Source organism: Phocaeicola sp. RTP21198st1_B8_RTP21198_201120 (assembly GCF_040929485.1).
In the GTDB taxonomy this organism is placed as follows: domain Bacteria; phylum Bacteroidota; class Bacteroidia; order Bacteroidales; family Bacteroidaceae; genus Phocaeicola; species Phocaeicola dorei.
In genome coordinates, this window is sequence record NZ_JBCOCI010000006.1 from 84,559 (window position 1) to 106,234 (window position 21,676).

The window sequence follows — 21,676 nt, forward strand, 5'->3', positions numbered from 1 at the left end:
GTTTGCTCTGGTATTCGGTAGCCACGGGAATAATGTGATTCATAGCTAGGTCACCGAGAACACGAGCCTCGATCTGGATTTTTTTTGTGTACATTTCCCACTTCACTTCGTTGCGGGCTTCCAGTTCTTTGCGCGTCATGACGCCTGTTGCTTCGAACATGGCGATGCTTTCGGGTTTCAGGTAATTGTCGAATATCAGCGGACAACTGGTTTCGCAGTCCAGACCGCGTTTGGCAGCCTCAGCTTTCCATTCGTCTGAATAACCGTTGCCATCGAACCGGATAGGTTTGCATTCCTTGATGTATTGGCGGATGATTTCCACGATGGCGGAGATTTTTGGCTCTCCCTTTTCAATCAATGCATCCACATCCTTTTTGAATCTTGTCAACTGGTGCGCCACCGCCGTGTTCAGTGCAATCATGGCACTGGCACAGTTGGCTTCCGAACCTACGGCACGGAATTCAAAGCGATTGCCTGTAAAGGCGAAAGGAGAGGTGCGGTTGCGGTCAGTGTTATCAATCAGCAATTCGGGAATCTGAGGGATATCCAGCTTCATTCCCTGTTTGCCAGCCAGCGAAATAAGGTCATCATTTGCACTTTCTTCCATGTGATCCAGCACTTGTGTCAGCTGTTTGCCCAAAAAAGAAGAGATGATGGCGGGAGGTGCCTCGTTGGCTCCCAGACGATGTGCATTGGTGGCACTCATGATGGAGGCCTTCAGCAATCCGTTATGGTGGTAAACTGCCATCAGGGTATTGACGACAAAAGTAATGAAACGCAGGTTGTCTTCGGCTGTCTTTCCGGGAGCCATCAGCAGGATACCGGTATCTGTACCTAATGACCAGTTGTTGTGCTTGCCTGATCCGTTAACTCCCTTGAATGGCTTTTCGTGTAGCAGCAGACGGAAACCATGATTACGGGCTACTTTGCGCATCAGTGACATGATGAGCATATTGTGATCTACGGCCAGATTACATTCTTCGAAAATGGGAGCCAGTTCGAATTGGTTGGGAGCCACTTCGTTGTGGCGGGTCTTTACGGGGATGCCCAGTTCCAATGCTTGGATTTCCAGGTCTTTCATGAAAGCTGCCACACGGGTAGGGATGGCCCCGAAGTAATGGTCTTCCAACTGTTGGTTTTTGCTGGCTTCGTGTCCCATCAGGGTACGTCCGGTCAGTAATAGGTCGGGGCGTGCGGCGTACAGGCCTTCGTCTACTAGAAAGTATTCTTGTTCCCATCCTAAATAGGCCATTACTTTCTTTACTTCGGGATTAAAATAATGGCAGACATCAACTGCTGCTTTATTTACAGCACTTAACGCTTTCAACAGAGGGGCCTTGTAGTCGAGGGACTCGCCGGTGTAGGCGATAAATACGGTGGGGATGCACAGGGTGTCGTCTACTACGAATACGGGGGAGGAGGGGTCCCATGCACTGTAGCCACGTGCCTCGAAGGTATTGCGGATACCGCCATTAGGGAAACTGGAAGCATCGGGTTCCTGCTGTACAAGTAGTTTGCCGGAGAATTCTTCCATCATTCCGCCCTTGCCGTCGTGTTCTACAAACGCGTCATGTTTTTCGGCGGTTCCTTCGGTCAGCGGCTGGAACCAGTGGGTATAGTGGGTTACTCCCAGTTCGGTTGCCCAGCGTTTCATGCCTGCGGCTACTTCGTCGGCGATGCTGCGGTCCAAAGGAGCGCCATTGTCCATAGCATCTGTCAGTTTGGCATAGACATTGCTAGGCAGGTATTTGAACATTTTTTCACGGTTGAATACATACTTGGCAAAGTATTCACCGGGCCTTTGGGCAGGTGTTTCTACTGTTGCTGCTTTCTTCTTGAAAGCTGTTTCAACTACTCGGAATCTTAATTTTGACATAATACCTAAATTTGTTTAGTTGTTAATTTATTTAGAGTGAATGATTTTCTCTTTATTATTTTGATTCAAAATGACTTTTAGTTGTATGCAGATTCGCCATGTTCATAAATGTCGAGCCCTTCTTCTTCAATTCTGTTCGGGACGCGCAAACCATGAATCTTGTCCAATCCTTTGAAGATGAGGTATCCCATACCTGCTGCCCAGCAACCTACTACTGTTGTACCGAACAGTTGTGCTAGCAGGAAGTTGTAACCACCACCATAGAGCAGTCCTTCTTCGGTGGCGAAAAGTCCGGTAAGAATGGTACCGAGGCAACCACAAACACCATGTACAGAGGAGGCTCCGACCGGATCGTCTATTTTCAATATGTGGTCAATGAAGTCTACCGAGAAAATCATGACGATGCCGCAGATGGCACCGATCATGACTGCTCCGAAGGGGGAAACGAGATCACATCCGGCGGTGACTCCGACCAGTCCTGCCAATACACCGTTTAATGTTAATGACAAAGAAGGTTTTCCATATTTTATCCAGCTTGCTGTCAAAGCGAAGAAGCCACCGGCGCATGCTGCCAGGTTAGTGGTCAGGAATACGTGAGAGATAACTGTCTGATCAGTACCGGTAGCTGCTGCCAGTTGAGAACCCGGATTAAAACCAAACCAACCGAACCAAAGAATGAATACACCCAGGCAAGCCAATGTCAAGCTATGTCCCGGGATAGCCTTAGACCTGCCATCTTTACCATATTTACCGATACGCGGTCCTAGAACGGCAGCACCTACCAGGGCAATCCACCCGCCTACTGAGTGAACGACAGTGGAACCGGCGAAGTCATGGAAGGTGGTTCCGAATATGTTTGTCATAAAAGAATTTTCTTCACCATTCATCAGCCATCCGCCACCCCACGTCCAGTGTCCTGATACCGGATAAATCAGTACGCTGATGAAGATGGTGTATACCAAGTACATGGAGAATTTAGTACGTTCTGCCATAGCTCCTGATACGATGGTTGCTGCAGTGGCACAGAATACGGTTTGGAAGATCAGAAACCCTTCAATGGGTAGTCCGTTGTCAATGACTTTGTCCATTATGTCAAGGTTGAAAAAATGTGGCGTGCCTACGAAACCTCCCACACCGAACATCAATCCGAAACCGATGAACCAGAAGAGGATGGAGCCGAACATAAAGTCAATCAGATTCTTCATCAGTACGTTGGCGGTATTCTTGGTGCGGATAAATCCAGCTTCCACCAAAGCGAATCCCGGTTGCATGAAGAATACCAGCATGGCTGCCAGCAGCATCCATACAGTATTCAGACCGGTTACAATTTCATTGATGGCTTCTGTGTCCGTGCTCCTGACAGGAGTTTCCGATAGTGCGTCTTGTGCCCAAAGGCTGGCTGGGAACAGAAATAAAAGTATAAAGAGTCTTTTCAGGTATAGTTTTTCCATACCTTTTCTATTAGTTGTATCCATAATTTTTTCGCTTAAGTTGTAGTATGATTTTTACTTTGTAGAGTAGTTTTGACCGGGGTGTGTAATGAGTTATTTCTCTTGTTCTGCATTGTACAAGGCAATATCTCCACGTTCTCCTGTACGGATGCGGATGGCATCTTCAACGGGTATGACGAAGATACGTCCGTCACCGATCTCGCCGGTATGAGCAGCCTTGAGAATGGCATGAATGGTTTTGTCCACATTCTTTTCGCGGACTACAATGGAAACCAGGATTCTCTCAATGGAACTGGTGTCATAAACCACTCCACGGTAAATGCGTCCTTGACGTGTTTTGCCAATGCCTCTTACATCGTAATAGGAAAACCATTCGATTTCGGCTTCGAGCAACGCTTCTTTTACGTCCTCGAATTTGGTCTTACGGATAATAGCTTCAATTTTTTTCATTGTTGTATTTGTATTTTGTATATAATGTAATCTTTTTACCTTCTAAAAAACTGATACCTTGTTGTTATCCTTGTATTTATGCTCTTTATGATTAAAAACTTAGCCCGAAAACGAAATAAGCCCCTTCAGTGCGTGGGTTTACGGTGACTTTTGCAAAAGCTGGAACGGAAAATGAATCGGTGATTCTTATCTCCTTGGCGGCTCCCAGGCTGATGTCGCATACGGCGAAACCGTTGGAACCGTTGCATACAGGGTCTTCGGAATAGTTGTAAAAGTCTGTGGCCCACGGAGTCGCTCCTATTTCCGCTGTCCATTCCAGTCCTGCCAGTGTGAAAGGTACGGTAGCCGAGATGTAGGAAGAATAGGCTCTGTCTCCTTCGTTATTCACTCCGTCGGTTCCGGCGAAATTGGTATACCAGTTCAAGGCCAGCGGTCCGAAGTCATAACCTATCTGTGCCTCGAAGGTATGGTTGGTATTGTGTGAGCCGTAATGGAAATACCCCGGTCCTCCATTGAACCAGTAATCTGTGACGGAGATACTGAACCCTCCTGTGGTGTAGCCTAATGTGAGGTCAATCTCTTTTGTATCTTCTTTTTCGATACCTGTTGTTCCCCATGCAGACAATGAGAACCCTTTGTAAGAAACTGACAACGTGGGTTGGATACTGACACCCCCCAAATCCTGGCCACGCCAGATGTATCCGCTTACAAAGTCGGCTCCTACGCTGGCTTCTACTTTGTCCTGCGCCATGCCCATTGCCGGAACAGCTATTGCCAAGGCCGACAGAAATGTTGTTTTTCTAAAACTCTTTTTCATTGCTTTTTACCTTTTAAATTCATAATAGTGAGTTTGTTATATCTCGTATGTATTTGTTTTTCTTGTAATGGTTTGTGCTTGTTATGTGATAAATGTTGTTTATAATATCCATCGCCTGATTCGTTTCATTGCCTCTTCACAGTCCGCGCGTTCGCCGAAGGCGGTCAGCCGTATGTAACCTTCTCCACTGGGACCGAATCCTACTCCGGGAGTACCTACCACATTGGCTTCGTACAGCATTTGTTCAAAGAACTTCCACGAGCTGATTCCTCGGGGAGCCTTCACCCATAAATAAGGTGCGTTCTCACCGCCGAATACTTTTAGTCCGGTGCTTTCCAGTCCTTCTTTCATGATGCGGGCGTTGGTCATATAATAGTGGATGGTGGCTTTTATCTGTTCCTTTCCTTCAGGGCTGTAAATGGCCTCCGCACCGCGCTGGGTAATGTACGAGGTTCCGTTGAACTTAGTGCATTGGCGACGGTTCCACAACCGGTTCAGCGGGATGCGTTTTCCTTCCAATGTGGCGGCGGTCAGCTCCTTGGGTACTACGGTGTAGCCGCAACGCACTCCGGTAAAGCCGGCGGTTTTGGAGAAGCTGCGGAACTCTATGGCTACCTTTTTGGCTCCTTTTATCTCGTAAATGGAGTGGGGGATGTCGGGGTCTTGAATGTAGGCTTCGTAGGCTGCGTCATAAAGAATCAATGTGTCGTTCTCCAGTGCGTAATTCACCCATTTCTTCAATTCTGCTTTACTGATAACCGTACCGGTGGGGTTGTTGGGGTAACATAGATATAAAATGTCTATTCTGCGGTCGGGGATAGCGGGAATGAAATTGTTTTCACTCAGGCAGGGCAGATAGACCACGTTGCTCCATCTTCCGTTTTCCAGCACTCCTGCTCGTCCGCACATGACGTTAGAGTCGATATATACCGGATAAATAGGGTCTGTCACACCGATGCTGTTATCGTGGCGGAGGATGTCCCCTATATTTCCCGTATCGCTTTTGGCGCCGTCACTGACGAATATCTCGCCGGATTCCAAATGTACTCCGCGTGAGGCATAATCGTTTTTCAAGATGGCGTCGATTAGAAAATCATATCCTTGCTCGGGACCGTATCCACGGAAGGTTTCTTTGCTTGCCAGTTCGTCCACTGCTTTGTGCATGGCTTCTATGGATGCTTGGGGCAATGGTTGTGTCACGTCTCCGATGCCCAGACGGATGAGGTCTTTTTGGGGATGGGAAACTTTGAATGCATTTACTTTCTTGGCAATGTCCGAAAACAGGTAATTGTTGGGCAGTTTTAAAAAATGTTCGTTTACTAATGCCATAATTGCTGTTGTTTTATAGTTTGTCTTTACTGATTTCTTATTCCTGTTAAATTTCTATCTCACCATCGAAAACTTTTACTGCGGGACCTGTCATGTACACATGTCCGTCTGTTTCGTTCCAATGGACTTGTAAATCACCACCATCCATCCTTACCCGTGATTTTCTTCCGGCCTTGTGGTTCAGGTATGCGGCTACGGCAGTGGCACAAGCTCCTGTTCCGCATGCCATGGTGATGCCCGAGCCTCTTTCCCAGACTCTCATCCTTAAGGAACCGTCCGGCAATACTTCAACGAATTCTACATTTGTTCGTTCGGGAAAAAGCGGATGATTCTCCAGTTTCGGACCTATTGCCGGCAAATTTACATTTTTTATATCATCTATGAAAATTACTAAATGTGGATTTCCCATACAAACAAATGTTCCTTTGTATTCTTTTCCATCTACTGTGATTGTTTTTGCCAACATTTTGCCGTCCGGGGTATTTATTTGTCTGGAGTTGGTAAGCAGGGGAAGATCCATGTCTACTGTTACTTCTTCTACCAGCCCGTTCTCCGTATGCAGTTTTAGGATCTTGATTCCTGAGAGCGTTTCCAGCGTGATGACTTCCTTTTGAGTCAATTTGTTGTCATATACATACTTTCCTATACATCTGGAGGCGTTGCCACACATCATAGCTTCAGAACCATCTGCATTGAATATGCGCATACTGAAATCCGCTTTGGTTGATTTTCCAATCAATACCAGCCCGTCGGAACCGATCCCCGTGTGACAAGAACTCCATTTGATGGAAGTTCTCACGGGGTCTGCTATGGGGTGTCTCAGGGTGTTTACGTATATATAGTCATTACCTGCTCCCTGCATCTTCGTGAACTTGATTGTTGTTGCCATTTTGTCTATAACTTCTTCTGTTATTATTTCCTTTTGTCTTATTTTGGTGCAAATATATATCTTTTTGATGTTTTATAAACAATGGTGCTATCTATATTCTTATTTATTTTTATTCTAATGATAAATAGAAAGCTATTTTAGGTGTTTTTCTTTCAAACTGAAATAAAAGTCTAGTTATATTCTTTTTAATTGTAATTCATTAAGTCTGTACTCTGTTATGGAACATATAGTTTAGGTAATATTTTGTTGGTTATTCAGTGTTGTATAATCGGTATCGTATATAATTAAGGTGGATGATCGATGTAACAAAATGATAATATATTATCGTATTGCTATATTATTTTGTTACCTTTGCATCCTGTTGGGTAAAAAAGAGATTTGTAATGCAGAATATTATTGCGATAGAAAATGGTGTGACCCGCCATCCGCTGTACCGGATGAAGGAACCGGTGAATATGACACTTGCCGCCGGAGAACATATAGCTGTTGTGGGAAGAAACGGGGCAGGAAAAAGTATATTGGTAGATACGATTACAGGTCGGTGGCCGTTGTTGATGAACGAAGTGAAATATGATTTCTCTCCCTCTCCTTCGAAGATGGCATACGAGAATATAAAGTATATTGCTTTCCGTGATTCATACGGAGATGCCGATGGAAATTACTATTATCAGCAACGGTGGAATGCTCATGATTTGGATGAAACTCCACTGGTACGTGATTTGTTGCCCGAAGCGACCGATTCAGGCCTGGAAAAGGCTTTGTATGAACTGTTTGGCATGGAGAGGATGCTGGATAAACATATCATTCTGCTTTCCAGTGGTGAGTTACGTAAGTTTCAACTGACAAAGACTTTGCTGAGTAATCCGCGTGTACTGATTATGGATAATCCCTTTATCGGACTGGATGCGAAGACGAGGGACCTGCTTCATACATTGTTGGGTGAACTGACTAAAGTAACCCATTTGCAGGTAATCCTTATCTTGTCTAAGTCCGATGATATTCCTGCTTTTATCACTCATGTTATTCCTGTGGAAGACAGGGTGTGTGGTAAAAAGATGACTTTGCAGGAATATTTGGCGGTCCGTAAGTCGATACCGGAACGGATGCTTTCCGAAGAAAAGGAGGCACGGATTCTGAATTTGCCTTACGGCGGTGATTTGTATCACACCGAGCACGTAGTCGATTTGAACAAGGTAAGCATCCGTTATGGCGAGCGTACCATTTTGAAAGATTTGGACTGGACAGTGAAATGTGGCGAGAAATGGGCTTTGAGTGGAGAGAACGGTTCAGGAAAGTCTACGTTGCTGAGTCTGGTCTGTGCAGATAATCCGCAGAGTTATGCTTGTGATATTACCTTGTTCGGCAGAAAACGCGGTTCCGGAGAAAGTATTTGGGAGATAAAGAAGCATATAGGATATGTCAGTCCTGAGATGCATCGCGCTTATCTGAAGAACCTTCCTGCCATAGATATTGTGGCAAGCGGGCTACATGATTCTGTGGGGTTGTACAAACGTCCGCGTCCCGAGCAGATGGCGGCTTGTGAATGGTGGATGGATATTTTTGGTATTGCAAATTTGAAAGACCGGAATTTCTTGCAGTTGTCCAGTGGCGAGCAGCGTCTGGTGTTGTTGGCTCGTGCTTTTGTGAAGGATCCTGAGTTGCTTATTTTGGACGAGCCTTTGCATGGGTTGGACTTGTACAACCGCCGGTTGGTGAAAGATGTGATAGAAACTTTCTGCCGTCGTAAGGACAAGACCATGATTATGGTGACACATTATCAGGAAGAGTTGCCCGCATGTATAACTAACTCTCTTTTCTTGAAGCGGAATTAAAAGTTCTTTTTCAAAAGGTACGTTCCGGGCAGACGGAAGACGACAGGTTAAACGATAGTGCCCTGTCGCTTTCCGGACAAGCCGGGGTGTTGGACTGAGTACAAATAATTCTACTGTTCGTTTCATAAATATAGCATTGAAATTTTTTAAAGAAAACGAATCATGGAAAACACATTAAAAAAGCCTATGACAGGCATTATTCCTCCTTTAGTGACTCCGTTACTGGATAATGACAAACTGGATATTGACGGTTTGGAAAGATTGATAGAACGACTGATAAAAGGAGGAGTGCACGGATTATTTATACTGGGTACCACTGGAGAGGCGCAGAGCATCAGTTACCGGCTCCGCCATGAAATGATAAAGGAAACTTGCCGTATCAATGCCGGAAGACTTCCGGTTCTGGTTTGTATTTCCGATACATCAATTGTAGAAAGTATTCATCTGGCACATGTGGGGGCCGAGTGTGGTGCTTCAGCCGTAGTTTCCGCTCCCCCTTACTATTTTGCTCCGGGGCAGCCTGAACTGGCCGAATTTTATGAAGACCTTATCCCTCAGTTGCCGTTGCCTATCTTCTTATATAATATGCCGTCGCATACAAAAGTGAATTTTGCTCCGGCTACGATACAGTGCATTGCCCGTAACCCTCAGGTAGTGGGATTCAAGGATAGTTCGGCCAATGCCGTTTATTTCCAGTCCGTGATGTATGCCATGAAGGACCGACCGGATTTTGCCATGCTGGTGGGACCGGAGGAAATTACGGCCGAGTGTGTGTTACTGGGTGGACACGGAGGCATCAATGGAGGTGCCAATATGTTTCCGGAATTGTATGTAGACCTGTATAATGCCGCCTTGGCACGTGACATGGAAACGGTGAGCCGTCTTCAACCCCTGGTGATGCAGATAAGCAGCAGTATTTATACTGTGGGCCAGCATGGTTCCAGTTATCTGAAGGGATTGAAATGCGCGTTGTCTTTATTGGGCGTTTGTGATGATTTTGTTGCGGCTCCTTTCCATCGCTTCAATGCTCCGGAACGCGAGAAGATACGCAAGGCGTTGGAGGCACTCCCTTTTTGTCCGGAGTTGAAACCTTAAATGCTCGGTCTGTATGCATATCATTGATATAATCGTCTTTTTGCTGTTTACCGGCGGAGTCGTGGCCTTCGGTTGTTCTTTCTTTAAGAAGAAAGGTACTTCCGAGGAGTTCACTTCTGCCGGCAGAAGCTTGCCCGGCTGGGTGGTGGGGATGTCCATCTTTGCCACGTATGTCAGCAGTATCAGTTATTTGGGATATCCGGGAAAGGCTTTTTCGGGAGATTGGAATGCGTTTGTATTCAGCCTGTCTATCCCTATAGCTTCTTATTTTGCGGCTCGTTACTTCGTGCCTTTTTACCGAAGCCAGGACAGTATATCGGCTTATAGTTTCCTGGAAAACCGCTTCGGCCCTTGGGCCCGTATATATGCCTCGTCCTGTTATCTGCTTACCCAGATTGCACGTACAGGCTCTATTCTGTATTTGTTGGCATTGCCCATGAATGTATTGCTGGGATGGAATATCCAGACCATCATTATTGTGACCAGTGTGGCTATTGTACTTTATTCCATGCTGGGCGGCATGAAAGCTGTCATTTGGACAGAGGCCATACAGGGGATTATTCTGATTGGCGGTGCGCTGGTATGTATGTTTATCTTGCTTTTTGACATGCCCGAAGGTCCGGCACAGACTTTCTCCATCGCTATGGAAGATGGAAAATTCAGCTTGGGAAGTTTTGGAAGCAGTTTAAGTGAGTCCACTTTTTGGGTGTGCCTGATTTATGGCGTATTTACCAATTTGCAGAACTATGGTATAGACCAGAGTTATGTGCAACGTTATCATACGGCGAAGAATGAGAAGGAGGCTAAGTTCTCGGCCTTGTTCGGAGGATATTTGTTTATTCCCGTTTCGGCTGTCTTCTTTATGATAGGGACCGGGCTGTATGCGTTCTATAAAGTGCATCCGGGGGTCTTGCCCGACGGAGTGGGGGCGGATTATGTCTTTCCGTTCTTTATAGTCAATGAGTTGCCGGTGGGGTTGACAGGCCTGCTGATTGCTTCTATCTTTGCCGCAGGTATGAGTACCATTGCGACCAGTGTCACTAGTTCGTCTACCATCATTCTGACGGATTATTATCAGCGTTTCCGCAAACATGCCGGAAACAGGGAACGGATGTTGGTGCTGAAACTCTCTAGTGTGGGAGTAGGAGTGGCAGGAATTCTGGTGGCCTTTGCCTTTATGAGTGTGCAAAGTGCGCTGGATGCTTGGTGGGCGTTGGCGTCTATTTTCAGCGGAGGCATGTTGGGACTGTTTCTATTGGGGTATATTTCGAGGAAGGCACGTAATTTTGATGCGGTACTGGGAGTCGTTTGTGGGGTAATTCTGGTTTGTTGGATTGTGATATCCCCTTTTGTACATGCCAATCTGGCTATCGTATTCGGAACGTTGCTGATATTTTTGGTGGGATTCCTGAGTGCTAATTTGTTTAATAAGAGAAGGTGTAAGTAGAATAACTTAATTTTATGCATTAGGCGTGTCAAAACCAAAATGACTGCTCCTAATGGTTACAGATAGTAATTATAACACTTAAAAGGGTCGTATCAAGCTCTGTATTGAGTAATGATACGACCCTTTCTTAGTCTTTTAGGATGCTCAAATCTCAGATTATAAGTTCATATTTCCAAAAACTGAATTTGGACACATCCACTTTTATGTATTTGTCGGTTACAATCTGTAATCTTTAGAATGTTCATCTTGTTTTTGATTCATTCTCCGGTTTTTTGATTGTTTTATCGTCCTTCTTATCAGATAAATCTTTGCAACTCATTGACCCTGTTTAATGCGGCATTGAAATCTTCCACCAGTTCTTTCATCACTTCATCCACCGTCTGTAATTTATGTATGCAGGATGCGACTTGTCCTATTTCCAGTTCCCCTTCGAATAAATCTCCTTCAAAGATTCCCTTTTTTGCACGTCCTTTTCCTAACAAAGTGCGTAGTTCATCCGTTGTCGCGCCACGGCTTTCCGCTTCTTCCACTTGTTTGAAGAAATCATTTTTGACCAGCCGGACGGGAGAGAGCTGTTTCAATGTCAGTTGGGTATCTCCTTCGTTCAGTCGCAGGCATCGGTCTTTGAATGTGAAATGAGCGGAACTCTCTTCGGTTAATGCGAAGCGCGTGCCTATCTGCACTCCGTCGGCCCCCAATGCCATAGCGGCTAGTATACTTTCTCCCGATCCGATACCTCCGGCAGCCATCAACGGCACAGTGGTAATCTGTCTGACGGCTGGAATAAGACATAGGGTGGTCGTTTCCTCCCGTCCGTTATGTCCTCCTGCTTCGAATCCTTCGGCTACGATGGCGTCTACGCCTGCTTCTTCGCATTTGGCGGCAAACTTGGTGCTTGCCACTACATGGGCCACAATGATGCCGTGCTCATGCAGGTGTTCTGTCCAAGTCTTTGGATTTCCGGCAGAGGTGAAGACGATTCTCACACCCTCTTCTATTACCATATTGATAAGGATGTCTATTTCGGGATACATCAGCGGAATGTTTACTCCGAAAGGCTTGTCTGTCGCCGCTTTGCATTTCCGTATGTGCTCGCGCAAGGTTTCGGGATGCATGGAGCCTGCTCCTATCAGTCCCAGCCCTCCGGCATTACTTACTGCGGAGGCCAGTCTCCAACCGCTACACCATACCATTCCTCCCTGTATGATGGGATACTTTATTCCAAAAAGGTTGCAAATTCTGTTCATATATAATAATTTAATAATTTGCACATTATTCATTATACAAAACAACTAACTTTTATTGAATGTTTTAGGGGGAAAGTAGTGAAAAAAGGAAAAATTCTTAGAAATTTTAAGGTTTGTAGAACAGAAATGGTCTATCTTTGTTCTCGGAATTAAAATTGTATATTTATAAACGGATAAAAACCATGTTATTGCAATTGCTATTTGTACTTGTCGCTATTATTGTAGGTGCCCGTTTGGGAGGTATCGGATTGGGAGTGATGGGAGGTGTAGGCCTTGCCATATTGACTTTTGTCTTCGGACTTCAGCCTACCGCTCCCCCTATTGATGTGATGTTGATGATTGTCGCCGTTATCTCTGCCGCCTCTTGTATGCAGGCTGCCGGCGGACTGGACTATATGGTGAAGTTGGCGGAACGGCTGTTGCGCCGTAACCCTTCGCAGGTGACTATCCTGAGCCCGTTGGTTACTTATCTGTTTACTTTTGTCGCAGGTACAGGGCATGTGGCCTACTCTGTGCTTCCTGTCATAGCCGAGGTAGCTACGGAAACTAAAATTCGTCCTGAGCGTCCTTTAGGCATTGCCGTTATCGCCTCGCAACAGGCTATTACCGCCAGCCCTATCTCTGCCGCTACCGTAGCGTTGCTGGGCCTGCTGACAGGATTTGACATTACTTTGTTTGATATTCTGAAGATTACCATTCCTGCTACATTAATCGGTGTGCTGGTCGGTGCTTTCCTTTCAAAAAAGGTCGGCAAGGAGTTGTTGGAAGATCCTGAATACCTGCGCCGTCTGGAAGCCGGAATGATTGATACAAAACATGTGGAACTGAACGATGTGAAGAATATGTTTCACGCCCGTATCTCGGTGATTATCTTTATTGCCGCCACACTGCTGATTGTATTATTCGGCTCTATCCCTGCTATGCGTCCTGTGTTCAACGGTGCGGCTTTGGATATGCCTTCTATTATTGAGATCTTGATGTTGTGTGCGGCAGCTATTATTCTTATCATTTCACGTACGGATGGAATCAAGGCTACACAAGGCAGCGTGTTTCCTGCCGGAATGCAGGCGGTAATCGCTATTTTTGGTATTGCATGGATGGGGGATACGTTCATCAATGGAAACATTACGGAACTGACAGGTTCTATTGAAGGGATTGTGCGTCAAATGCCCTGGCTGTTCGGTCTGGCATTGTTTGTCATGTCTATTTTACTTTATAGCCAGGCTGCTACGGTGCGTGCTATTGTACCGTTAGGAATAGCACTGGGTATTTCTCCGATGATGCTGATTGCTTTGTTCCCTGCCGTCAACGGATATTTCTTTATCCCTAATTATCCTACGGTGGTGGCAGCCATCAACTTTGACCGTACAGGAACAACGGGTATTGGAAAATGGATTCTGAACCATTCGTTTATGATGCCCGGAATGGTGGCTACCCTTGTTTCTATTGTGGTAGGCCTGCTGCTGATACAGGTATTCTAGAAAGGAAAGGGATAGGTGCGGTCAGGCTTGAAGATGAGTAATCTTTCATCTGTAACATGAGTAATCTTCTGCCTGTAACATTTATAATGATTCGATGTGCACATATATATCATCGGCGCATCTTCTTCCTCTGTGTGTGAACAAAATTTCCAAATAATTATTATAGTAATAAAACCTAAACTTGAAAAGATTATGAACGGATTAAGAAAACTCAGCCTTATGGCGGCAATGCTGGTATGTACCACATTGGCTGCTGTCGCCCAAAAGCCTAATATCCATATATTGGCTACAGGAGGGACTATTGCCGGAACAGGCGCTTCGGCTACTAAAACAAATTATACTGCCGGACAGGTGGCTATCAGCACATTGCTGGAAGCGGTTCCCGAAGTGAACAAAATAGCCAATGTGACCGGGGAACAGATTGTAAAAATCGGCTCTCAGGACATGAATGATGCCGTATGGCTGACGTTGGCCAAGCGTATCAACGAGCTTTTCAGCCGTGGAGATGTGGACGGTATCGTGATTACCCACGGGACTGACACGATGGAAGAAACCGCCTTTTTCCTGAACTTGACTGTGAAGAGTGACAAGCCTGTTGTATTGGTAGGAGCCATGCGCCCCTCTACGGCCATGAGTGCGGACGGACCGCTGAACTTGTATAATGCAGTAGTCACTGCCGCCGCCAGGGAATCACGGGGAAAAGGTGTCGTAATTGCTATGAATGGTTTGATTTTGGGAGCTCACGGAGCCATGAAGACCAATACGGTGGATGTACAGACTTTCCAGTCCCCTAACTCCGGTGCGTTGGGATATGTATTGAATGGTAAGGTTTTCTATAATATGGAATCTTTGAAACGCCATACCACCGGTTCCGATTTTGATGTAACCCACCTTGACAAGTTGCCGAAAGTAGGTATCGTTTACAGTTATTCCAATGTAGAAGCTGATATCATGACTCCTTTCTTGAATAATGGGTATCAGGGTATTGTTCATGCCGGTGTGGGGAATGGCAACATTCATCAGAATTTGTTTCCGATGTTGGAAAAGGCCCGTCAACAAGGTATTTTGGTAGTGCGTTCCAGCCGTGTTCCTACCGGACCGACTACCTTGGATGCTGAGGTGGATGATAATAAATACCAATTTGTGGCCTCACAGGAGTTGAACCCTCAGAAGGCACGTGTGTTGTTGATGCTGGCGTTGACTAAGACAAAAGACTGGAAGAAAATTCAGGAATACTTCAACGTATACTAGTCCATCCGGCACTTTTTCTTTTTATCTCTTTTTCTTTTGTGCGCATAAAAGAAAAAGAGAATACATTACAACCTAAAACTTTGACTTATGAAAAGAATAATGTTAGTATGCCTGACAGCCCTTGCTGTCTCAGGCACTTACCCTTTATATGCCCAATCTTCCGGAAGTGATTTCATGGCCGGTGACAAAAGCCTGTTTGAAGAAGTCACCGGTATCAAGAAGAAAACGGACAAGTTCAATCTCTATCTTAATATGCACGGTGATTTCAATATGAAATGGAACGACTCCGGATTTGATCGGGGCGCATTCGAAATGAAGCAACTCCGTATCGAGATGAAGGGAGATATCAATGACTGGTTGAGCTATCGTTACCGTCAGCGTCTGAATCGGGGTAACGATGGTTCCGGCAATATAGATAATGTACCTACCAGCATAGATTGGGCGGGAGTAGGCATCAAATTAAATAAGTTCTCATTTTTTGCCGGAAAGCAATGTGCCTCGTATGGTGGTATAGAATTTGATTTGAATCCGATTGATATTTACGAATATAGTGACATGATAGAGCACATGAGTAACTTCATGACCGGTTTGAATGTGGCATACAACTATAATCCTTATCAGCAGATACAATTTCAGGTATTGAACAGTCTGAACGGGCCGTCCGAGGAGATGTACGGGGATTTGGAACGTACCAAACTGCCGTTGGTTTATACCTTGAACTGGAATGGTAATTTTCTGGATGTTTTCAAAACCCGTTGGTCTGCCTCTGTCATGAACGAAACGAAAGGCGAGAAGATGTATTATTATGCTTTGGGTAATGAGTTTAATTTCAGCCCTAAATGGCACGCCTATTTTGACTGGATGTATTCTCATGAAGGGGTAGACCGTAAAGGGATTATAACTAGTATAGTAGGAACTGATAATCAGGCACACAATGCTTTTAATGCCGAATATATGTCCTATGTGTTGCATGTGAATTATCGTTTTGCCCCGAAGTGGAACTTGTTTGCAAAAGGAATGTATGAAACGGCTTCCGTTTATAAGGCAAGCGATGAAGTGGAAAAAGGTAAATATCGCACGGCATGGGGATATGCAGGAGGAATAGAATTTTATCCGATGGAGAGCAATCTGCACTTCTTCCTGGCATACGTGGGGCGTTCCTATAAATATACCGATCGTGCGAAGGCATTGGGTGAGGACAATTTCAGTACCCATCGTGTGTCAGTGGGATTCATTTGGCAGATGCCTGTATTCTAGCTCATGTTTTCCTTTTTTGTTTGTTATTCTGCATTGCGTTACCTCCTCTTGGAGATAGCGTAATGGCAGGATGAAGACGATAGAAGGGCAGAAAGAATATGTTTGTTTTTGTTTGGGAGCGATCAATTTATTCTTGAGCCAGACTTTCTACCGATTTGATGAAAGCTTCGGCACGTGGTCTGAGATAATCTACCAATGCGGCATCGCAATAGGCAAAGTCTTCGTAGTCTCCACTGTGCCGTTTGTCAAACAAGTTGCTGAATGTGCTGCCATGTTCCAGACTCAGTACTCCTGTGCGCACAAAGTGATAGGACAACATTGTTTTTACTCCATTGTGGGTGCCTGCCTCGATTCCCTTAGCTATTAACAAACCGGTGGCTGCATAAAAGCAGGCATAATAAAGGCGGTTGATGGCGGCGTTAAAATAATTTCCCACACGCATATAGTCAGCTTCTTCCAAAGTCTTATACGCTCGTTCAAAACGGTATTGAATCAAGGCAACGCGGTGCTCGGGGGATAGTTCCTGCTTCATAACACTATCCCTTCATTCATTACGTTCAGCGAAAACGGAGTCTGAAAGGGACGGTTCTCCCATAATCTGCGCAGCATAATCATTGGGCTGATAATAACTCCCGATTTTACTTCCAGTTCATAAAGCGGACGGATAATTTCCTGCTCGTATTCTGGAGTAAGCTGTGGCTCATCTACAAGAATAAGCAGATCGATATCACTGTCTGGGCGAGCCTCTCCGCGAGCTTCCGATCCATAAAGTATGATTTGGGCATTTGGTGCTACTTTGTGGAGGATACTGCGTATCATATCTACAATTTCGGTTCTTCGCATGATTTTTCTCCTTTCTCTATTTTATAGAAACAAAGATAATGAAAAAATGTCAACTTGTTACTGCCCTGTTTCTAAAAATATCTTTTTCTTTCTGGCCTTATTTAGTTCGATAATGCTTTTTCTATTGTATAGACCGGTGGTTTTTCTTCCCGAAAAACTTATCAATAATCAATGCGATAGCCCCATCGCCCGTCACATTGCAAGCAGTGCCGAAACTATCCATGGCAATGTAAAGTGCTATCATCAAAGCCTGTTCACTTTCTCCGAATCCCAGCATGGAAGACAGGATCCCCAATGCAGCCATGATGGCTCCTCCCGGTACTCCAGGTGCGGCTACCATTGTAATTCCCAGCATAAAGATAAATCCTGCAAACATGGGGAAATCAAAAGGCATTCCTTGCATAATCATCAGTGCCAGTGCGCAAGCGACAATCTTCAGTGTGCTTCCCGACAGATGAATTGTGGCGCATAGCGGAATGACAAATCCGGCTATATCCTCCGTAACCCCATTCTTGATGGTCTGCCGCAAAGTCACCGGAATGGTGGCCGCCGATGACTGTGTGCCCAATGCTGTGAAATAGGCAGGCATCATCTTTCCCAGTAGTTTGAACGGGTTCCGGTGCACAAACAGCGCTGCAATGGTATATTGAAAAACCAGCAGGAAGATGTGAAGCAGGAAAATTACTCCGATAATTTTAATGAATACCATCAGAATGTTATATACCTGTCCGGAATGAGTCATATTCAGGAATATACCGAATATATAGATAGGCAGCAGGGGCAGAATCACCGTCTGGATGGTCTTGACTATGATTTCTTTGAAATCGTTACATACGTTTTTCAGCGCTGTACTATCCAGATGTGCGATGCCCAGACCTAGCGTGAAGGCCAGGATCAAGGAAGTCATCACATTCATCACCGGAGGAATGCCTACGGTGAAGAACGGAGAAATGTCATGCGCTTCACTGATTTGTTCTATCGGCGCTCCCGGAGCAATCATGGAAGGGAATAAAGTCACTCCGGTGAAATAAGACAGGAATCCGGAGAACAAAGTGGCGCCGTATGCCACCAACGTTGTGATTACCAGCATCTTTCCCGCCTCCTTGCCGATATCGGCAATGGCGGGAGTGACCAGCCCGAGAATAATCAACGGAATGATGAAACCCAGGAACTCGCTGAAGATCCCGTTGAAAGTCACAAATACTCTCACCAGTTCGCCGGGAAGAACGTTTCCGAATCCTATACCCAATGCGATGGCGATGATAATCCGGGCTAATAAGCCGATTTTTAACCTCTTCATGATAATGTGCTATTGTTCAAATTGCAAAGATAGAATTATTGAACAAATTACCTATTAAATTGTTAAATATAAAAAGAACAATTTATGGAAAAGGCAGATATAGGATTAATCGGATTAGGCGTGATGGGGCAGAACCTTGCTCTGAATCTCGCTGACAAGGGATGGAAGGTCGTAGTATGGAACCGTACCGTTCCCGGAAAAGAAGAAAATGTAGTAGATAACTTTATAGCAAACCGTGCCAAAGGAAAAGGTATCATAGGCAGTAATGAACTGACGGATTTTGTCGAAGCGCTGAAAGCTCCGCGTGTCATCCTCTTGATGGTACAGGCAGGTCCGGCTGTCGATGAACTGATGGGTAAGCTGCTTCCTTTACTGGATAAGGGCGATATCCTCATTGATGGAGGGAACTCTTATTATGAAGATACGGAACGTCGTGTGAAGGAACTTTATGATAAAGGAATGTACTTTGTAGGTTGCGGTATCTCAGGAGGTGAGGAGGGTGCTCTGCATGGAGCGTCTATCATGCCTGGTGGTGCGCAAGAGGCATGGCCGGTCATTCAGCCGATGCTGAAAAGTATTGCGGCAAAAGCCGAGGACGGCACTCCGTGTTGCGAATGGGTGGGGCCCGGTGGGGCAGGCCACTATGTGAAGATGGTGCACAATGGCATAGAATATGGGGATATGCAGTTGATAGCTGAAACTTATTTCGCCATGAAGCATCTGCTGGCATTGAAGAACGAACAGATGGCGGATATTTTTGAACAATGGAACAAAGGACACCTGCACAGTTACCTGATAGAGATTACTTCAGCCATTCTGCGTCATAAAGAACAAGGAGGCGGTTATTTGCTCGACAACATTCTGGATGCTGCCGGACAAAAAGGAACGGGTCGTTGGAGTGTCATTAACTCTCTGCAACTCAATACGCCGCTGGACGTGATTGCCGAGGCTGTTTTTGCCCGTAATCTGTCGGCGGAGAAGAACTTGCGTGTGCTGATGTCCCAGCATTATATGCATGTGGAGAATCATCCGGTATATAATTATCAGGATACGGTGGCCGGATTGGAGAGTACCTTGTATGCCGCCCGTCTGATAGGTTATGCGCAAGGGTTTGCTCTGATGCGCACTGCCAGTGAACAATATGGCTGGAAATTGAATCTTTCCACCATCGCCCTGTTGTGGCGTGCCGGATGCATTATCCGTTCCGCTTTCTTGAACGACATTGCCGAGGCCTATCGCCGTGCGCCGGGATTGTCGCATCTGTTGCTGGACGAGCATTTCGGACGGGAAGTAACGGAAGCCCTGCCCGCGTGGAAGAAATACATCGGTGTCATGTTGAAAGAAGGATTGCCCGTACCTGTACTTTCCGCAGCGTTGAATTATTTTCTGGGTCTGACCACCAACCATTCCCCGGCCAATATGATCCAGGCGATGCGTGATTATTTCGGAGCTCATACCTTCGAGCGTGTGGACAGTCCACGGGGGGAATTTTTCCACGAACATTGGGAAGACAACTATTGATACGTCGCAACACAAAGCATTATACATTCATTTTTAAAAGAAAGAATCATGAGTTTACCACATAGTTTATTTTTGGTCATCTTCGGTGCATCCGGTGATTTAACCCGGCGCAAACTGATGCCTGCCCTGATAAAGATACATAACGGGAAACGCTTCCCCGAGCATTTTGCCATTATCGGCTGTGCCCGTACTGCATATACGGACGAAACCTATCGTGCTTATCTGAAAGAAGAACTGATAAAGTCCGGTTCTCTTACAAAAGAAGAGATGGAAACATTGGACGATTTTCTCTCTACTGTCCATTATCAGTCCATGGACCCGGCGGACGAAACCACTTATTCTCTGCTGAATGACCGTCTGAAGGAGCTTTCACCTCAATATGAGAATAATGGGAATTATTTATTCTACCTGGCCACTCCGCCATTGCTTTATGAACTGATTCCGAAATATCTGCATGATGCGGGCTTGCTGAAAAAGCCCGGATTAAAGCGTATCATTGTCGAGAAGCCTTTTGGATACGACCTTGCTTCTGCTCAGAAACTGAATAAGATCTATGCCGCTTATTTTAAAGAAGAGGATATTTACCGTATCGATCATTTCCTAGGCAAGGAAACGGTACAGAATATTATGGTGACCCGTTTTGGAAGTACCATTTACGAACCGATATGGAACCGTAACTATATAGATCATGTGGAAATCACTGCGGTGGAAAATATGGGTATAGGTACTCGCGGAGGGTATTATGACGGAGCGGGAGCTCTGCGTGATATGGTACAGAACCACCTGATGCAGTTGCTTGCCATTACTGCCATGGAACCGCCTGCCAAGTTTGACAAGAATGGTTTTCGTAACGAGGTGATCAAAGTCTATCAGTCCCTTCGTCCGCTGACTGATGAGTATATCCGTGATAACGTTGTCCGCGGACAATATATTGCCGGTGACGACCGTATCGGTTATCGTGAAGAAAAGAATGTTCATCCTGATTCCCGTACGGATACCTACGTGGCGATGTGCCTGTATGTGGACAACTGGCGTTGGCAGGGAGTACCTTTTTATATCCGTACCGGCAAGCAGATGCCTACCAAGGTGACCGAAATTGTGATTCATTTCAAACCGGCCCCTATGCAGATGTTTCAAATGAAGGAGGGCTTGTATAAAGGTGAGGAACTGATTATCCGTATTCAGCCCGACGAGGGAATTCTTCAGCGCATAGCCATGAAAGAACCTGGTGCCGGTTTCTATATGGGAACCATGGAGATGGATTTCAGCTATGACCAGCACGATCAGGAAACGGGGGATGCGTACGTACGCCTGTTGGAAGACAGTCTGGCGGGTGATCCTACACTTTTTACCCGTTCCGATGCCGTGGACGAGAGCTGGACTTACTTTGACAAGATTCTGGATTATTGGAAGAAGCATCCCGAAACTCCTCTTTATGGGTATCCTGCAGGAACATGGGGACCGAAAGAAGCGGATGTGTTGATCAACCGCAGTCATGCCGAATGGACAAACCCGTGCAAGAATCTGACACATTCCAATTTATACTGTAAATTGTAAGTCGTCATCTGTGAATAGTAAATTTAAACAGCA

Annotated in this window: 18 protein-coding genes; 8 read left to right on the forward strand and 10 right to left on the reverse strand. The window is 45.5% G+C overall.

What is annotated here, in order from left to right:
* The 6 genes from AB5935_RS05140 to dapF all read right to left on the reverse strand — a co-directional run.
* Window positions 1-1,876, reverse strand: a 1,876-nt coding sequence (locus AB5935_RS05140; protein ID WP_410525485.1) for a glutamine synthetase III, incomplete at its 3' end; no start/stop codon positions are given.
* A gap of 77 nt (window positions 1,877-1,953) precedes the next feature.
* The gene (locus AB5935_RS05145) at window positions 1,954-3,351 is read right to left on the reverse strand and encodes an ammonium transporter (RefSeq protein WP_007838316.1); all 1,398 of its coding nucleotides are present in this window, start codon (window positions 3,349-3,351) and stop codon (window positions 1,954-1,956) included.
* A 69-nt stretch (window positions 3,352-3,420) separates the two neighbouring features.
* Window positions 3,421-3,777 (reverse strand): P-II family nitrogen regulator, encoded by a 357-nt coding sequence (locus AB5935_RS05150; protein WP_007838317.1) that lies wholly within the window; start codon window positions 3,775-3,777, stop codon window positions 3,421-3,423.
* Window positions 3,778-3,868: 91 nt separating this feature from the next.
* A complete protein-coding gene (locus AB5935_RS05155) occupies window positions 3,869-4,594 on the reverse strand; it encodes a hypothetical protein (protein WP_007838318.1) in 726 nt (241 codons plus the stop codon).
* Between the two features lie 99 nt (window positions 4,595-4,693).
* Window positions 4,694-5,923 carry an LL-diaminopimelate aminotransferase gene (locus tag AB5935_RS05160; protein WP_007843920.1) on the reverse strand — a complete coding sequence of 410 codons (1,230 nt, stop codon included), beginning with the start codon at window positions 5,921-5,923 and terminating at the stop codon, window positions 4,694-4,696.
* 46 nt (window positions 5,924-5,969) lie between these two features.
* Entirely contained in the window at window positions 5,970-6,812 is an 843-nt protein-coding gene (dapF, locus tag AB5935_RS05165; protein ID WP_007838320.1) for a diaminopimelate epimerase, read from the reverse strand.
* Window positions 6,813-7,195: 383 nt separating this feature from the next.
* Here dapF and AB5935_RS05170 point away from each other — a divergent pair, with 383 nt between their 5' ends.
* The 3 genes from AB5935_RS05170 to AB5935_RS05180 all read left to right on the forward strand — a co-directional run bounded on the left by AB5935_RS05170 (window position 7,196) and on the right by AB5935_RS05180 (window position 11,186).
* Entirely contained in the window at window positions 7,196-8,644 is a 1,449-nt protein-coding gene (locus tag AB5935_RS05170; RefSeq protein ID WP_038609283.1) for an ATP-binding cassette domain-containing protein, read from the forward strand.
* A 162-nt stretch (window positions 8,645-8,806) separates the two neighbouring features.
* The gene (locus AB5935_RS05175) at window positions 8,807-9,739 is read left to right on the forward strand and encodes a dihydrodipicolinate synthase family protein (protein WP_038606418.1); all 933 of its coding nucleotides are present in this window, start codon (window positions 8,807-8,809) and stop codon (window positions 9,737-9,739) included.
* 13 nt (window positions 9,740-9,752) lie between these two features.
* Window positions 9,753-11,186: a sodium:solute symporter gene (locus AB5935_RS05180; protein WP_007838324.1), complete on the forward strand. Its 1,434-nt coding sequence runs from the start codon at window positions 9,753-9,755 to the stop codon at window positions 11,184-11,186.
* Window positions 11,187-11,482: 296 nt separating this feature from the next.
* Here the strand turns inward: AB5935_RS05180 and AB5935_RS05185 are convergent, their stop codons facing one another.
* On the reverse strand, window positions 11,483-12,433 hold the full coding sequence (locus AB5935_RS05185) for an NAD(P)H-dependent flavin oxidoreductase (protein ID WP_007843929.1): 951 nt from the start codon (window positions 12,431-12,433) through the stop codon (window positions 11,483-11,485).
* 182 nt (window positions 12,434-12,615) lie between these two features.
* On the opposite strand from AB5935_RS05185, the gene AB5935_RS05190 reads away from it, so the two are divergent.
* The 3 genes from AB5935_RS05190 (at window position 12,616) to AB5935_RS05200 (ending at window position 16,422) form a co-directional block, all read left to right on the forward strand.
* On the forward strand, window positions 12,616-13,914 hold the full coding sequence (locus tag AB5935_RS05190; RefSeq protein ID WP_007838326.1) for an anaerobic C4-dicarboxylate transporter family protein: 1,299 nt from the start codon (window positions 12,616-12,618) through the stop codon (window positions 13,912-13,914).
* Between the two features lie 192 nt (window positions 13,915-14,106).
* A complete protein-coding gene (ansB, locus tag AB5935_RS05195) occupies window positions 14,107-15,165 on the forward strand; it encodes an L-asparaginase 2 (RefSeq protein ID WP_007843930.1) in 1,059 nt (352 codons plus the stop codon).
* 87 nt (window positions 15,166-15,252) lie between these two features.
* Entirely contained in the window at window positions 15,253-16,422 is a 1,170-nt protein-coding gene (locus AB5935_RS05200; protein ID WP_007852378.1) for a porin, read from the forward strand.
* 127 nt (window positions 16,423-16,549) lie between these two features.
* Here the strand turns inward: AB5935_RS05200 and AB5935_RS05205 are convergent, their stop codons facing one another.
* The 3 genes from AB5935_RS05205 to AB5935_RS05215 all read right to left on the reverse strand — a co-directional run bounded on the left by AB5935_RS05205 (window position 16,550) and on the right by AB5935_RS05215 (window position 18,565).
* Complete coding sequence (locus tag AB5935_RS05205; protein WP_008652268.1) at window positions 16,550-16,954, reverse strand: HEPN domain-containing protein; 405 nt, start codon at window positions 16,952-16,954, stop codon at window positions 16,550-16,552.
* On the reverse strand, window positions 16,951-17,265 hold the full coding sequence (locus AB5935_RS05210; RefSeq protein WP_007838333.1) for a nucleotidyltransferase domain-containing protein: 315 nt from the start codon (window positions 17,263-17,265) through the stop codon (window positions 16,951-16,953). The genes AB5935_RS05205 and AB5935_RS05210 overlap by 4 nt, the downstream gene beginning before the upstream one ends.
* A gap of 121 nt (window positions 17,266-17,386) precedes the next feature.
* The gene (locus tag AB5935_RS05215; RefSeq protein WP_038609286.1) at window positions 17,387-18,565 is read right to left on the reverse strand and encodes a dicarboxylate/amino acid:cation symporter; all 1,179 of its coding nucleotides are present in this window, start codon (window positions 18,563-18,565) and stop codon (window positions 17,387-17,389) included.
* An 84-nt stretch (window positions 18,566-18,649) separates the two neighbouring features.
* Here AB5935_RS05215 and gnd point away from each other — a divergent pair, with 84 nt between their 5' ends.
* Window positions 18,650-20,086 (forward strand): decarboxylating NADP(+)-dependent phosphogluconate dehydrogenase, encoded by a 1,437-nt coding sequence (gene gnd, locus AB5935_RS05220; protein WP_038609290.1) that lies wholly within the window; start codon window positions 18,650-18,652, stop codon window positions 20,084-20,086.
* Window positions 20,087-20,134: 48 nt separating this feature from the next.
* The gene (zwf, locus tag AB5935_RS05225; protein ID WP_007838342.1) at window positions 20,135-21,643 is read left to right on the forward strand and encodes a glucose-6-phosphate dehydrogenase; all 1,509 of its coding nucleotides are present in this window, start codon (window positions 20,135-20,137) and stop codon (window positions 21,641-21,643) included.
* Window positions 21,644-21,676 lie beyond the last annotated feature (33 nt).

Bases quoted from the DNA above. Each gene is read 5' to 3' on its own strand.
- dapF (WP_007838320.1), bottom strand. From the start codon at position 6,812: ATGGCAACAACAATCAAGTTCACGAAGATGCAGGGAGCAGGTAATGAC.
- AB5935_RS05145 (WP_007838316.1), bottom strand. From the start codon at position 3,351: ATGGATACAACTAATAGAAAAGGTATGGAAAAACTATACCTGAAAAGA.
- AB5935_RS05185 (WP_007843929.1), bottom strand. From the start codon at position 12,433: ATGAACAGAATTTGCAACCTTTTTGGAATAAAGTATCCCATCATACAG.
- AB5935_RS05200 (WP_007852378.1), top strand. From the start codon at position 15,253: ATGAAAAGAATAATGTTAGTATGCCTGACAGCCCTTGCTGTCTCAGGC.
- AB5935_RS05170 (WP_038609283.1), top strand. From the start codon at position 7,196: ATGCAGAATATTATTGCGATAGAAAATGGTGTGACCCGCCATCCGCTG.
- AB5935_RS05210 (WP_007838333.1), bottom strand. From the start codon at position 17,265: ATGCGAAGAACCGAAATTGTAGATATGATACGCAGTATCCTCCACAAA.
- AB5935_RS05215 (WP_038609286.1), bottom strand. From the start codon at position 18,565: ATGAAGAGGTTAAAAATCGGCTTATTAGCCCGGATTATCATCGCCATC.
- AB5935_RS05150 (WP_007838317.1), bottom strand. From the start codon at position 3,777: ATGAAAAAAATTGAAGCTATTATCCGTAAGACCAAATTCGAGGACGTA.
- AB5935_RS05160 (WP_007843920.1), bottom strand. From the start codon at position 5,923: ATGGCATTAGTAAACGAACATTTTTTAAAACTGCCCAACAATTACCTG.
- ansB (WP_007843930.1), top strand. From the start codon at position 14,107: ATGAACGGATTAAGAAAACTCAGCCTTATGGCGGCAATGCTGGTATGT.
- AB5935_RS05180 (WP_007838324.1), top strand. From the start codon at position 9,753: ATGCATATCATTGATATAATCGTCTTTTTGCTGTTTACCGGCGGAGTC.
- AB5935_RS05205 (WP_008652268.1), bottom strand. From the start codon at position 16,954: ATGAAGCAGGAACTATCCCCCGAGCACCGCGTTGCCTTGATTCAATAC.
- AB5935_RS05155 (WP_007838318.1), bottom strand. From the start codon at position 4,594: ATGAAAAAGAGTTTTAGAAAAACAACATTTCTGTCGGCCTTGGCAATA.
- AB5935_RS05175 (WP_038606418.1), top strand. From the start codon at position 8,807: ATGGAAAACACATTAAAAAAGCCTATGACAGGCATTATTCCTCCTTTA.
- zwf (WP_007838342.1), top strand. From the start codon at position 20,135: ATGAGTTTACCACATAGTTTATTTTTGGTCATCTTCGGTGCATCCGGT.
- AB5935_RS05190 (WP_007838326.1), top strand. From the start codon at position 12,616: ATGTTATTGCAATTGCTATTTGTACTTGTCGCTATTATTGTAGGTGCC.
- gnd (WP_038609290.1), top strand. From the start codon at position 18,650: ATGGAAAAGGCAGATATAGGATTAATCGGATTAGGCGTGATGGGGCAG.